Origin of the sequence: Paenibacillus sp. OT2-17, assembly GCF_009827695.1 — a bacterium.
Classification (GTDB): Bacteria; Bacillota; Bacilli; order Paenibacillales; family Paenibacillaceae; genus Paenibacillus; species Paenibacillus polymyxa_B.
Genome location: NZ_WUDQ01000005.1, coordinates 83,443 through 96,802, shown reverse-complemented (window position 1 = coordinate 96,802; position 13,360 = coordinate 83,443). Strand labels below are relative to the sequence as shown.

The 13,360-nt window shown below is 44.3% G+C and carries 15 protein-coding genes and 2 rRNA genes; 15 read left to right on the top strand and 2 right to left on the bottom strand.

Translation table 11 applies throughout. The features are described from left to right. From GRP75_RS03260 to GRP75_RS03250, 3 genes are all read left to right on the top strand, one after another. Positions 1 to 125 (top strand): 23S ribosomal RNA (locus GRP75_RS03260); the annotation flags it as partial. A gap of 149 nt (positions 126 to 274) precedes the next feature. Then, a 5S ribosomal RNA gene (rrf, locus tag GRP75_RS03255) occupies positions 275 to 391 on the top strand. A 233-nt stretch (positions 392 to 624) separates the two neighbouring features. Next, positions 625 to 1,044 (top strand): hypothetical protein, encoded by a 420-nt coding sequence (locus GRP75_RS03250; protein ID WP_013308104.1) that lies wholly within the window; start codon positions 625 to 627, stop codon positions 1,042 to 1,044. 373 nt (positions 1,045 to 1,417) lie between these two features. Here the strand turns inward: GRP75_RS03250 and GRP75_RS03245 are convergent, their stop codons facing one another. Beyond that, on the bottom strand, positions 1,418 to 1,945 hold the full coding sequence (locus tag GRP75_RS03245; RefSeq protein ID WP_023986421.1) for a hypothetical protein: 528 nt from the start codon (positions 1,943 to 1,945) through the stop codon (positions 1,418 to 1,420). 400 nt (positions 1,946 to 2,345) lie between these two features. Between GRP75_RS03245 and GRP75_RS03240 the strand changes: the two genes are divergently transcribed. The 10 genes from GRP75_RS03240 (at position 2,346) to rsmI (ending at position 10,363) form a co-directional block, all read left to right on the top strand. After that, positions 2,346 to 2,531 carry a sigma factor G inhibitor Gin gene (locus GRP75_RS03240; RefSeq protein ID WP_023986422.1) on the top strand — a complete coding sequence of 62 codons (186 nt, stop codon included), beginning with the start codon at positions 2,346 to 2,348 and terminating at the stop codon, positions 2,529 to 2,531. Positions 2,532 to 2,675: 144 nt separating this feature from the next. Beyond that, positions 2,676 to 4,259 carry an aminotransferase class I/II-fold pyridoxal phosphate-dependent enzyme gene (locus GRP75_RS03235; RefSeq protein ID WP_160788591.1) on the top strand — a complete coding sequence of 528 codons (1,584 nt, stop codon included), beginning with the start codon at positions 2,676 to 2,678 and terminating at the stop codon, positions 4,257 to 4,259. A gap of 103 nt (positions 4,260 to 4,362) precedes the next feature. Continuing rightward, on the top strand, positions 4,363 to 5,010 hold the full coding sequence (gene tmk / locus GRP75_RS03230; protein ID WP_068938708.1) for a dTMP kinase: 648 nt from the start codon (positions 4,363 to 4,365) through the stop codon (positions 5,008 to 5,010). Between the two features lie 74 nt (positions 5,011 to 5,084). Then, on the top strand, positions 5,085 to 5,414 hold the full coding sequence (locus tag GRP75_RS03225) for a cyclic-di-AMP receptor (RefSeq protein WP_007427998.1): 330 nt from the start codon (positions 5,085 to 5,087) through the stop codon (positions 5,412 to 5,414). A 197-nt stretch (positions 5,415 to 5,611) separates the two neighbouring features. Beyond that, entirely contained in the window at positions 5,612 to 6,055 is a 444-nt protein-coding gene (locus GRP75_RS03220) for a YaaR family protein (RefSeq protein ID WP_013308108.1), read from the top strand. 247 nt (positions 6,056 to 6,302) lie between these two features. Continuing rightward, the gene (gene holB, locus GRP75_RS03215; protein ID WP_023986424.1) at positions 6,303 to 7,298 is read left to right on the top strand and encodes a DNA polymerase III subunit delta'; all 996 of its coding nucleotides are present in this window, start codon (positions 6,303 to 6,305) and stop codon (positions 7,296 to 7,298) included. A gap of 138 nt (positions 7,299 to 7,436) precedes the next feature. Beyond that, positions 7,437 to 8,237 carry a PSP1 domain-containing protein gene (locus tag GRP75_RS03210; RefSeq protein WP_013308110.1) on the top strand — a complete coding sequence of 267 codons (801 nt, stop codon included), beginning with the start codon at positions 7,437 to 7,439 and terminating at the stop codon, positions 8,235 to 8,237. A 27-nt stretch (positions 8,238 to 8,264) separates the two neighbouring features. Further along, positions 8,265 to 8,639: a DNA replication initiation control protein YabA gene (gene yabA / locus GRP75_RS03205; protein ID WP_025722558.1), complete on the top strand. Its 375-nt coding sequence runs from the start codon at positions 8,265 to 8,267 to the stop codon at positions 8,637 to 8,639. Positions 8,640 to 8,729: 90 nt separating this feature from the next. Next, a complete protein-coding gene (locus tag GRP75_RS03200) occupies positions 8,730 to 9,485 on the top strand; it encodes a tRNA1(Val) (adenine(37)-N6)-methyltransferase (RefSeq protein ID WP_160788590.1) in 756 nt (251 codons plus the stop codon). Then, a complete protein-coding gene (gene rsmI / locus GRP75_RS03195; RefSeq protein WP_160788589.1) occupies positions 9,482 to 10,363 on the top strand; it encodes a 16S rRNA (cytidine(1402)-2'-O)-methyltransferase in 882 nt (293 codons plus the stop codon). Before GRP75_RS03200 ends, rsmI begins: the two co-directional genes overlap by 4 nt. A 124-nt stretch (positions 10,364 to 10,487) precedes the next feature. On the opposite strand, the gene GRP75_RS03190 is transcribed toward rsmI, so the two are convergent. Further along, on the bottom strand, positions 10,488 to 10,742 hold the full coding sequence (locus tag GRP75_RS03190) for an AbrB/MazE/SpoVT family DNA-binding domain-containing protein (RefSeq protein ID WP_007428005.1): 255 nt from the start codon (positions 10,740 to 10,742) through the stop codon (positions 10,488 to 10,490). A gap of 331 nt (positions 10,743 to 11,073) precedes the next feature. Here GRP75_RS03190 and GRP75_RS03185 point away from each other — a divergent pair, with 331 nt between their 5' ends. Both GRP75_RS03185 and GRP75_RS03180 read left to right on the top strand, forming a co-directional pair. Beyond that, a complete protein-coding gene (locus tag GRP75_RS03185) occupies positions 11,074 to 12,357 on the top strand; it encodes an HD domain-containing protein (protein WP_160788588.1) in 1,284 nt (427 codons plus the stop codon). Between the two features lie 42 nt (positions 12,358 to 12,399). After that, entirely contained in the window at positions 12,400 to 13,170 is a 771-nt protein-coding gene (locus tag GRP75_RS03180; RefSeq protein ID WP_013308115.1) for a TatD family hydrolase, read from the top strand. Positions 13,171 to 13,360: the final 190 nt, after the last annotated feature.

Sequence of the window (13,360 nt, the reverse complement as noted above, 5' to 3'; positions counted from 1 at the left end):
CCCCCCTCAAGATGAGATTTCCCAATTAGTAAGACCCCTTGAAGACGACGAGGTAGATAGGTTGGGGGTGGAAGTGCAGTAATGCATGGAGCTGACCAATACTAATCGGTCGAGGGCTTATCCTAAAGAATAAAACGCAAATGAGTTTCGGATCCAGTTTTCAGGGTGTAACCTTGAAGGTATATAGAAATACATACAAGCGCATGGCTATTCATTCACACGATAAGTGATGAACCGAATAACCGTACGGAAGAATTTACGATGTAAATTCATGTTTGGTGGCGATAGCGGAGGGGTTCCACACGTACCCATCCCGAACACGACCGTTAAGCCCTCCAGCGCCGATGGTACTTGGACCGCAGGGTCCTGGGAGAGTAGGACGTCGCCAAGCAACAAGTAAAGAGGATCATGATCTCATTGAGATTATGGTTCTTTTTTGCATATACGTATACTTTAGAAATATCCTTACAAAAGGAAGGTAACATTTTTGTTACGGAATGTAAGAGTAAACCCTGTATAATATAGGTATTGAATCCCATACACACACGCTGCATTATTGCAGAATTATGCAAACTCCATCATAGGATTTTGTATAGTCAATCAGGCTGGTAAGGAGGGAAGATCATGCGGCGAAATAAATGGCTTGCTCTATTGGTGCTATTCAGTGTCGCTGTCGCGATTCTTACCGGGTGCGTGGAGGAGGAGCCTTCTTGGACATCGTTTGAGGGTGCTGCCAATGAGAAGACGTTTCCGGTTCCCAAAGAAGCTAGTAAAACCGATCGGGCCAGCAGTAATTCGGACATGGACTATGTTCGCTATGCACTGCCAGCATTGAAGGAAAGTGATAGTCTACCTGCTCCTTATCTAGAGGAGATTGCAGCTTGGGGCTGGACTGAGGAACCGAATTTATCCACCTCGAATCAGAAGGTGTTTCAGAAAAATAAACACATGGTGCATTTATCTGTGCATGATGGTTCTTTTACTGTATTGGTTCCAAAAGACAGAAAGGCTGTTGTGAAGAGCAAAAGCGTGGATCTTAATTAGGGACACGGTTTTCAACCGAGTAAGCAGCATAGGATTTATTGTAGATCATATTTTTAGTAAACTCATAGCGTATTGTATGCTGTGTATAATGATGAATGAAGAGATCGGATATGGGGAAGCACTCAGAACTGCAGTTGAGTAGGGGGTGGCTTCCTTTTATATATTTGCATGTTGATCAAATGCTCTACATGAATAACGAGGATAATGATGAGGAAAAGTTTACTTGATAAGCGAATATAACGATTACAGTTGTTAAGTCACAAAAAAAGGAGTAACCGGTTGAGGTTGCTCCTTTTTTATTGCTTCGGTCTATATGGGTGTAGGTTAGTTCAGACCTGAATTTTCTATCTGTACGGATAATGAGTGGTTAGATTTACTGTTGATAATATGAGGCATCTTCATCGGTAAACTTCAACATGCCGTCTTTTCTCTCGCCTGTAAGCCGACTGAGGATGTATAGACGCGGTGCAATAAGCCATAGATGCCAGAAGAGTAAGGATACAGTAAAGGCTGGTGGAGACCAGAGAATGAATACGGCTGATAAGCAGATACCGATCCAGAGGGTATGTATGTGCACACGACGAAAGATGCTATAGCCTATATACTGGTCTGTCATATAGCCTAGCCAAGGTAATTTACGATGGAATGCCCAGCGTTTGCGGAAGGATGTTCCGCCACCGATGTATAGGACAGATCGTGAGATTACGAAGTGTACCCATAAGGTTAGGAAAAAGGCAAGAGCAAACAAAAACACGCTAGTCCAGGAAAAGGCAAGAAGCAGAAAGAGAAGCATAATAATAGGTAATGTGATGTGACTCCATATTAGTTGACGCGGTATACTGATTTTTTTAATGAGCTTGTAGTGATAGTAGGTAGCTTTGGTTCCGGTTTCCTCTGTCATGCGAACAGTCCTTTCATTAATCTACTGCATCACAAGTGGCTTCCCGTCCACAGCCGGAAAAAGGGACGGTACTTCGCTCATGCCGCTTTAAATAAGCATTTAATCGTTTTTGTAGAAATACAGAATGATCAACATCCAGTGTTAGCTAGCCTACTCTATAATTACTGGAAAAGCTATCACTGATGAAGTGTTCAAGGGCTCCGATGAAAGGGTATCCATACATAAGAGCTTTTCTTATTATATCGGCATAGACGGCTGTTTTTTAAACATACGGGGTACAAACACCATAATGGCCCAGAAGGAATATATATAGAGTATATCGTCGAACTGGGCTATGAAAAGGTTTAAAATAGTAGAAAGTGCCCCATACTAATAGTAAAAGAAACAAGGTGGGATGGATATGCATGATCAAGGCGGCCACCGCTGCATTATATGCGGGCAGCACAAGCATGAAGGCATTTTTATCGTTTCCGAGTTTATCTGTGATACGTGTGAAGCTGAAATGGTGCACACGGATGCAACTGATGCCAAATATCATTTTTTTATTGATCAATTAAAGCAAATCTGGGTACAGAAAAATGCATAATATCCTTTGCTAATTAGTCTTTGAAGGATTGGCATTCCAAGGTCTGTCGATACGGGCCTTTTTTTCTGTGAGTAAAAGTAGGATTCCGCTTGATTTTACGATAAAATAAGGTAGATATAAAGCTTTGTTTGGAAGGATTGCAGAATGATGGGGAAAAAGGCGGTACATGCACCATTAATGGAAGCTCTAATACGTTACCGGACTCAGGGCAATGCTTCTTTCCATGTACCCGGTCATAAAAATGGACAAGTATATGAGCATGAAAATATTGCGTCTCTGTTGCAAGAAGTGATGTCTATTGATGCGACAGAAATTTCTGGACTGGATGATTTGCATCACCCAGAAGATGTGATTCGTGAAGGGCAGGGACTGGCTGCAAAGTGCTTTGGTGCTGAAGAGAGCTTTTGGCTAATTGGAGGAAGCACGGTCGGTAATTTGGCTATGATTTTAACTGTATGTACGGAGCCGGGAGATCTACTGCTGGTACAGAGAAATGTACACAAATCTGTCCTGAACGGTCTCATGCTGTCAGGGGCTAACGCGGTATTCCTGGATCCGGAAATAGATACACTAAGCGGACTGGCGGTTGCCCCAACGACGGATACAATAAAGGCTGCACTGAAGGCCTATCCTTCGGCTAAAGGGGTGTTACTTACACTACCTAATTACTATGGGATGGGGCATGACCTGACGGCAACGGCTAAGGCCTGTCATGCAGCCCATGTGCCGCTATTGGTAGATGAGGCACACGGTGCCCATTTTGGGTTGCATCCTCGTTTGCCAGCCTCTGCGCTGTCCTGCGGGGCTGATGTAGTCGTCCAGTCGACACATAAAATGCTTCCAGCCATGACCATGGGTGCCATGTTACATGTGCAGGGAGAGAGAATCCATCGGGAACTGCTTCGTCAGCGGTTGGCGATGGTGCAGAGCTCTAGCCCTTCTTATCCGTTAATGGCTTCACTGGATTTGGCAAGATGGTATATAGAGGCGTATGGAGCGGATGCTTTTACAGTGGGCTTAGCGGCGGCAGATGCTTTTAGAAAGGGGCTGGAGCAGCTCCCACGCTTTCGCTTGCTAGAACCTACACAGCAGGAACTAGAGGGGAAAGACGCTCACAGGGGAATCTCTGAGGTCCTAGAAAGGGATGAGGAGGGAATAAGCGGATATTCAACCCAGGACCCTTTTAAATTGGTGCTGTATGATACATGGGGGATACTGGATGGGTTTGGACTCAAGCATGAGTTGGAGACTTATGGATGTACTCCAGAGATGAGCGACGAAAAACATGTTGTTTTATTGTTTACGTTAGGCTCTACGCCTAAGGATGCGAGTCACCTGTTGCAGGCTCTTGTGCATATAGATAATGATATAAGATTTAAGGAGACGGCTGGTGAGCCGGGGGCAACGGAAAAAGAGCTGCAAAGACTCGAATTAGATTTTTCCACGTGGAACAATGATAGAATGAAGGGATACTCTAGTCCGGTGCCGTTTGGACTTCGACCGATTAGCCCGGATCAGATAGAGAACGTGTCTGTAGAGGATTCCGCTGGCAGGGTAGCGGCTGAAATGATTATCCCGTATCCTCCAGGTATTCCGCTGTTATATACAGGAGAAACGATCACAGAAGCGATTGCACTGCGGATGAGTCGTCTACGTGAACTGGGAGCCAAGTGGCACGGGGTAGCAGATGAAGGTATGCTTACAATTCGGGTATTCCGTTTACAATAAAGATTAGATACTAGAGACTTAACAAATACAGAAGACTGAATAAAAGAAGCATACGTAGCCTGTGGGTGACTTTTATTTTTCAGGCAGGAAAGCAGGGAATAACATGAATCGCAAAGGCATTTTTATCACACTGGAGGGGGGAGACGGCTCCGGTAAAACAACTATGATTCAACGGCTGGCGAAGTTTATGGAGGAAGAAGGCTATCCAGTCATCACGACGAGGGAGCCGGGTGGCATCGAAATTTCCGAAAAGATTCGCTCTATCATTTTGGACCCTGCTCATACCAGTATGGATGCTCGAACAGAGGCACTTTTATACGCGGCGGCGCGGCGTCAGCATTTGGTGGAGAAGGTAAAGCCGGCTATTGAACAGGGAGCTATCGTATTATGTGATCGTTTTGTGGATAGTAGCTTGGTCTATCAAGGATTTGCAAGAGGGATCGGAATTGAAGAGGTAGCTTCAATTAATCGCTTCGCGGTTGATGATTGGGAGCCGGATGCCACATTTTATCTGGATATTGAGCCCGAATTGGGATTGGCAAGAATTAATGCGTCACGAGGAGCAGAAATGGACCGCCTCGACATGGAGAGTATATCGTTTCACCATAAGGTGCGAGAGGCATATTTGGAGTTGGCTCGCAAATTTCCGGAGCGAATTACAATTGTTGATGCATCTCCGGCGCCAGAGCAGGTGGAGCAAGTATTGAGGGATTTGCTGAAAAAGCGGTTTGTTCAGAATTTTAGCATATAATTGTCGAAGGATATACGGTAAAATTGAGCTAGGGACAAGGTTGTCTCTAATATGACTTGAAGGAGGAATACAGGATGAAGCTGATTATTGCGATTGTACAGGATAAGGACAGTAATAGATTATCCAGCGGACTGGTGAAAGCTAATTTCCGTGCTACCAAATTGGCGAGCACAGGAGGATTTCTGCGTGCAGGTAATACGACATTTATGATCGGTGTTGATGACAATCAGGTGGACTCATTAATGAACGTCATTCGCAGCAGTTGCAAGGTTCGTGAACAGCTGGTCACACCCGTTACCCCTATGAGCGGGACGACGGATTCCTATTTACCGTTACCTGTTGAAGTGCAGGTGGGTGGAGCGACGGTATTCGTGATGCCTGTAGACCGTTTCGAGCATTTCTGAATCTACACAATAGGGCCTATTCTGCCGATATGATAGGGGAATCGCCTGTATCTTCTCACATGATGGGAGTGAGGGCAGATCCACTAAAACGGCAGCGCTACAGCGTAGTCCCCGGAAAGCCGAAGAAACCCCGAGTTCTAGTTTGAACTGTTCATGAAGGGGGAAAGTGGAAGCATCCGGGGAGAAAGCAGGTTTATATGAAAATAAATCCGGGCTATCGCCCTTTACAAAGTACATTGTCTACAAATGAAATGAGTGCAAAGCCAATTCAGCCCAAGAGCTTCTCCGACGTTATGCAGCAAAATGGGGAGCAGGCTTCGCAGGAGGAATTGAATCGGCGCTTTAAGGAAATACAAATGCAGGGAGATCGTCTTGCACGTTCAATGACGATTCGTGAGTTGAAGGCTTATAAGATGCTGGTTAAACGGTTTTTGGAAGATACAGTTCGGCGAGGCGTGTCCATGAAGGACACAAAGGGTTGGGATCGCCGGGGACGCAGCAAACGTTATAAGCTGATTGATGAAGTGGATGAGCTGTTGCTCAAAATGGCGGATGAGCTGCTTGAAACTGAACAAGGCAAGATTGAGCTTTTGCAAGGGGTCGGTGAGATCAGAGGATTGCTGATTAATCTCTCATTTTAATGCAGACTTATGTTATAAATGAATACAGACGGGCTGTTGCCACGAAGAAATAATCTGCTTGCTGATCATGCTGGCAGATTATTTTTGACTATGTATATGTGGGCAGACGTGATACGGAAATAGCAGCAGTTGCCCCGAAAAACGAGGATTTGAAGTTGGAATCATGAAAATAGCAACAAAGTTTGCCCGGAAGAACAACGATTTGTTGAGGGATCACAGTTGTTTTCAGTGGAGAAAGTGAGGAAATATGTCTTTTCAACATATAATGGGCCAGGATGTAGCCAAAAAAATGCTGCAAAGTGCACTACGGAATCATACGGTCAACCATGCCTATGTTTTTAGCGGGCCGCCGGGAAGCGGGCAGATGAACATGGCGCAGATCTTTGCTAAGGCTTTATTTTGTGAGCGACAGACGGATGATGCATGTGGGGAGTGCTTGTCGTGCCGTAAGGTAGAGCACGGGAATCATCCAGATTTGCACATTGTAGAGCCGGATGGAGCTACGATTAAAATTGATCAGATTCGCGGGCTTCAACGTATATTTTCTTACAAATCTGAAAGCTCCAATCCGAAGGTATATATTATTCGACAGGCGGATACCATGACAGTGCAAGCTGCTAATAGCCTACTTAAATTTCTAGAGGAGCCCCAGATTCCAGTGGTCGGCATACTCATTTCTGAAAATGGACAGGCGTTGCTGCCTACGATTCAATCACGGACGCAGCAGGTTCCTTTCCACGCTTTACAGCCAGAAGTGATGATGCAGGCGTTAATTGGGGAAGGCTATACGGCAGGGCTTGTCCGGTCGGTCGTTCATATTGCTTCAGGACTGGAATCATGTAGAGAAATTCTCCAGCAGAATTGGTTTGCAGAAATTAGAAACGTAGTGTTACAATTAGTGAAGGAGTCCATGAGTCGGGGGAGCTCGTCTATTATTCTGGCTCAACAGAAGATTTTTAAAACTGGACTTTCTGAACACCTGGATATTCTGTTTCATCTGTTTCATTTGTGGTTTAAGGATATGCTTCATTTCCGTTACGGAAGGCACGAAAGCATTGTTTTCATAGATCATTTGGAGTCCGTCTCCAAATTGGCAATCACCCGCAGCACGGAACAATGGGTCTCTTATATGGATTTGGCCGCGAATTGCAGGAAGAAGCTCCGTTTTCACGTCAACGGGCAATTATGCGTGGAGCAGCTTCTGATTGGGTTGTCCGATACAAGCGGTTCTATCACCGGCTAACAGGAAGGCGCGCTTGTTCCACTCTGCACAATCCGCGACGCCAGGTTCCCGGTTTGTGCGACAGTGAGACTTCAATTGCGGCCATTCGTACAATGTCGGCTTCAAATGAGGTTTAGTGGCATACAAGGGGGTTAATTTTTGTATAGTGTAGTGGGTGTCCGCTTCAAGAAGGCGGGCAAGACTTATTATTTTGATCCGCTGGACCTTCCAGTGGAGAAAGAAAACTGCGTCATTGTAGAGACCGCGCGCGGTATTGAATATGGCAAGGTTGTAGTGGGCAAAAAAGAGGTAAATGATTCGGATGTTGTCCTGCCCTTAAAAAAAGTCATTCGTATTGCTGGGGATGATGACGCTCTTGTTGTAGAAGAGAATAAATTGGCGGCCAAGGATGCATTCGGCACGTGTTTAAATAAAATTAAAGACCATGGCCTTAAAATGAAGCTGGTAGATGTAGAATTTACGTTTGACCGCAATAAGATCATTTTTTATTTTACGGCAGAGGGTCGGGTGGATTTTCGAGAGCTTGTAAAGGACTTGGCCAGTATTTTTCGTACACGGATCGAGCTGCGGCAGATCGGCGTACGGGATGAGGCTAAAATGCTTGGCGGAATCGGACCTTGTGGACGTATTCTGTGTTGCTCCTCATGGCTGGGGGATTTTGAGCCGGTATCTATTAAGATGGCGAAGGATCAGAGTTTGTCGCTGAATCCGACGAAGATTTCCGGGTTGTGCGGGAGATTGATGTGCTGCCTCAAGTTTGAACATGATAACTACGAAAGCATGCGAGAAGAGCTACCTCAGGTGGGTAAGATGGTTATCACCTCTTTGGGAGAAGGTAAAGTCGTAGGTGTGAATGCAGGTCATCGCACGGTACATGTTCAACTGTTTGAGATCAGTAAGGTCAAGGAACTTCCAATGGACGATGTAGTCGTCAAGTAAACCATTAGGTTGCTTCGGGGTGGAAACTTGGATAAATTAAATGTTTTTGCGCGTATTCACGAAATGGAAACCCAAATGGGACAGTTGCATAGCGATCTGGGTGAATTGAAACTGGCAGTAAAAGAGCTGCTGGAGGAAAATCAACGACTAACGATTGAAAACGAACAGGTGCGCAAGATGCTCAAACGTGAAACCTCTGGAGAAGAAAAGACGGCAAACAAGCCGAAGCTTCCTCCTCCGATCGTCATTAAGGATGAAGGGCAAACGGGTGAGGTCGTGGGTGAAGGCTACGACAATCTAGCAAGGCTGTATCATGAAGGATTTCATATATGCAACGTGTATTACGGACATTTGCGAACGGAAGGCGATTGCCTCTTCTGTCTGTCATTTTTGAATAAATAAAAACAAGCCGTAGGAGTAAGATGCCTACGGCTTTTTTGTAAGGAAGTATGAGTGAAAAGCGATTTTGGTTATAAAAGATGGGAGAGCACTATGGACGAAAATGAAAAGAAGCCTGAACGAATTGATGATTTACTTTCACATAATTTGCGCATTATCCAAAGTGATGAAGTATTCAGCTTCTCGATGGACGCGGTCTTGCTGGCACGTTTTGCCGGTATTCCGCAGCGTGGAAAGATTCTGGATCTGTGTACTGGCAATGGGGTTGTCCCGTTGTTGCTAACGACACGAACAAAAGCGTCTATTGAAGGAATTGAGATTCAACCACGCTTGGCAGATATGGCTAGACGTAGTGTCAGCTTGAATGGATTAGAAGCAGCAATTCAGATTCGGGAAGGGGACCTACGTGAGCTGGTTCACATCACGGGACATGGTGTTTATGATGCGATTACCGTGAATCCCCCCTATATGCCGCTAAATGGTAGCGATATCAAGCTGAATCCTCACCAGGCAATTGCCCGTCATGAAGTGAACTGTACACTGGAAGAAGTCATTCAGGCATCCACCCGGCTTGTCCGTAATGGGGGCAAAGTATCCATGGTTCATCGCCCGCAGCGATTGGGTGAGATTATAACCTTGATGCGTAATCATAGTTTGGAACCCAAACGAATACGTTTTGTTCACCCACGAGTTCATATGGAAGCCAATATGGTACTGGTTGAAGCATTACGTGACGGCAAACCGGAGGTTCGTCTGTTGCCTCCGCTCATTGTATATCAGGAAAATGGGAATTATACTCAGGAAATAAGAGATATCTATGGAGAAGTAAGCAAGGGGGATTCTGTGTGAAAGCAGCTGTACAAAAAAGCTTTAGTAACAGCGAAGAAGAACAGGGAAAGTTGTATCTTGTTGCAACACCCATTGGGAATCTGGACGATATGACCTTTAGGGCGATTAACACCTTAAAATCATGTAGTATTATTGCTGCCGAAGATACACGGCAGACACGCAAACTGCTCACCCATTTCGAAATTACACCGGATATGCTCTTCAGTTATCATGAACATAATAAGGCTGCCAGTGGGCCTGAACTGATACGTTATATAATAGAAGGAAAAAATTTGGCACTGGTTAGTGATGCAGGTCTACCGGCCATTTCTGACCCTGGTTCGGATCTGGTCAAGCTGGCACTGGAAGCGGAAATTAGCGTCATTCCTATCCCAGGAGCAAATGCAGCACTATCGGCTTTAATTGCTTCAGGACTGGATACAGAAAGGTTCACCTTCGCTGGCTTTCCACCACGGGAGAAAAAGGACCTAGAGAAGCTGTTGCTATCGTTTCAGGTATCTCACGGCACAATTATTTTTTATGAATCGCCTCATCGCATTGTGAAGACATTGATGGTGTTGAAGGAAACATTAGGTTCACGCAAAGTGGTGCTTGCGCGTGAGCTAACCAAGCTGCATGAGGAATGGGTGCGAGGAACCGTGGAGCAATGCCTTGCTAAACTAGAGGAGAATCCGCCAATTGGTGAATATTGCCTGGTGGTTGAAGGAAAAGACGAAGAGGAAGAGGAACAGGAACGTCAGGCGTGGTGGCAGTCCTTATCTTTGGAGTCCCACGTCGCACATTACGAGGCAGAGGGACTTACACGCAAGGATGCAATGAAGCGTACAGCCACAGATCGTTCAATCTCCAAGAGAGATGTTTACAACGCACTCTTATGAATATCTGTCTGAACAAAAAAGGGCCTTCCAACGGTTGGGTTCAAACCGTGGAAGGCAACAAGGAGTATATATGAAAAAGGTTAGAATTAACAATATCTGATAAGTCTATTATATACTAAAATTCTCAGTTTGTCACAGGTGTTGGGATTTCAGAAATGCAATCTTGGCAAACAATTTTCCCTTTGAAGTAAATTACGTTCTCAGCATTGCCGCAGAAGATACAAGCAGGCTCGTATTTTTTAAGCATGATGCGTTCGCCATCAACATAAATTTCCAAAGCGTCTTTCTCTCCGATTCCCAGGGTACGACGCAATTCGATTGGAATAACAACACGTCCGAGCTCGTCAACTTTTCTTACAATACCAGTGGATTTCATCATAATAAATCAGGCTCCTCTCGCCGTTTAAAATAATATAAGTGTCATGATTCGACAAAATTTTCTCTTTTCTGATATTTACTATACCAACGATTCCCAAAACAGTCAACCTTAAAAATGTAGTAACAGTCTGATTATGCAAAAGTATTTAGATTAAAGAGCTTTACTTGTGTGTATTGCCTTATCTTATTGATGATTTATTCAGTTTGTCGATTTGGAAATGTCGAAAAACTATAATTCGACATATTACGACAAAGAATGTCGAATGAAGGAAATCATTTAGGATTTTATTGTATTTTAATCCATTATTCCGAATATTAAAGGAGCTGATATCTTGCACCAGCCACTCAGTGAAGAAAAAGTTTTTAAAGACCCGGTACATAATTACATCCATGTTCAGGATACTGTGATATGGCGGTTGATCAATACGCCGGAGTTCCAACGTTTACGGCGCATACGGCAGTTAGGCACATCGTATCTTACGTTTCATGGAGCGGAGCATAGCCGTTTTTCACATTCATTGGGCGTATATGAGATTACGAGACGTATTATTTCTCAATTTGAACGTGGAGATTTCCCAGATTGGCCGAAGGAGGAAAGGCTGGTTGCTCTATGTGCAGCTTTATTGCATGATGTGGGGCATGGCCCATTTTCTCATTCAATTGAGGAAGCCTTTCATATGAACCATGAGGATTGGACATGCCGCATTGTACTGGGAGACACGAAGATCAACGCTGTGCTACGGCAAGTCGACGAAAAGCTTCCACAAAAGGTGGCTGCGGTTATAGCCAAAACGTATGATAAGCCAATCGTTGTCAACTTGGTAACCAGTCCGCTAGATGCTGACCGTATGGATTATTTGTTGCGGGATGCTCATTCGACAGGTGTCAACTACGGCACAATTGATTTGGATCGTATTTTACGACTGCTACGTCCTCATAATGGGAGAATTGTTGTGAAGGAATCAGGCATGCATGCAGTAGAAGATTATTTAATGTCACGCTACCAGATGTATTGGCAAATTTATTTTCATCCTGTAACACGCAGCTCGGAAATCCTTTTACGTAAAATTTTCAAGCGAGCAAAGGAATTGTTTAAAAACGGATATGAGTTTGGTTTTCTGCTGGACCCGCTGCCGGATCTGTTGAAAGGAGAGCTTACAGTAGAGCAATATCTGATGCTCGACGAGTCATTAATCCAGACCGTATTTAGCCAGTGGAAACGAGAAAAGGACGAAATTTTAAGCGATTTGAGCAGCCGTTTTATGGACCGTAGATTGTATAAATATGTAGAGATTGAAAATATGGATACAGATACCATTGACAGTATTAGAGAAGCTTTGAAAGAGGCTGGTTTGCACCCTGAATATGATTTTGAAATTGATTTTCCGACAGATCTTCCTTATGATGTGTTTCGGCAGGGTGGCTCGACGGACAACCAGATTTTACTGCTTGGACGTCAGGGCGAGGTGAGTGAAATATCCGAAGTTTCGGAAATTGTGCGCTCAATAAGTGGTATTCACCGAGGAAAATATCATATGTATTTTCCCCAGAATAAATTGAACGCGGTAAAAGACAGGCTTCCTGCCGAAATAAGGAATTATTTTGTCAAAGAATAGACAACTATATAGAAATGTAAGTAAAAAAAGGAGATGTAAACCTTGGATTTATTCGACACTCATACTCACTTGGATGCGCCACAATTTGACGAAGATCGTGAAGAAGTTATAGCACGTGCTGTCGAATCAGGAGTAACACGGATGATCAATATCGGATTTAATCGTGAGACCATTCCATCCACTATGAAATTGGCCGAGACGTATGATTTTATTTATGCGGCAGTTGGATGGCATCCGCAGGATGCTATTACAATGCAGGAGGGCGATCTAGAATGGATTGCATCGTTATGCAGTCATAAAAAGGTTGTAGCCATCGGAGAGATCGGTCTGGATTATTATTGGGATACATCACCGAAGGATGTGCAGCATCGGGTGTTTCGAAATCAAATTGGTCTGGCTCGTGAGCTCAAAATGCCCATTGTTATCCATAACCGGGATGCACATGAAGATATTGTTAAGATTTTGCGCGAGGAAAAAGCGAGTGAGATTGGCGGAGTCATGCACTCCTTTTCGGGTAGCTGGGAAACTGCCAAAATGGTGCTGGATATGGGATTTCACCTTTCCTTCGGTGGTCCAATAACGTTCAAAAATGCCAAGCAGCCAAAAGAGGTGCTCGCACAGGTGCCGCTGGACCGTCTGCTCATTGAAACTGATGCTCCCTATCTGACGCCTCATCCGTTTCGTGGGAAGCGAAATGAGTCTGCACATGTGAGACTGGTAGCAGAGGCTGCAGCCCAAATCAAAGGGATTACAGTGGAGGAATTAGTGTCAATAACGACCCGAAATGCCCTGGAACGATTTGACATTCAATGAAAAAGTGAAGAAATCGATCAAAATAAAGAGATAGACGAAGCTAATCATGAATTTGTTGCAGGAAACTCGAGAATATTACAATATTTTAACCGAATATTTTAAAAAATGTACTTGAAACCTGCTTTACAACATGCATAGAAACAGGATATCATCTTTTCAGTGAATTGTTGTTTGAATGTAAACATCAACA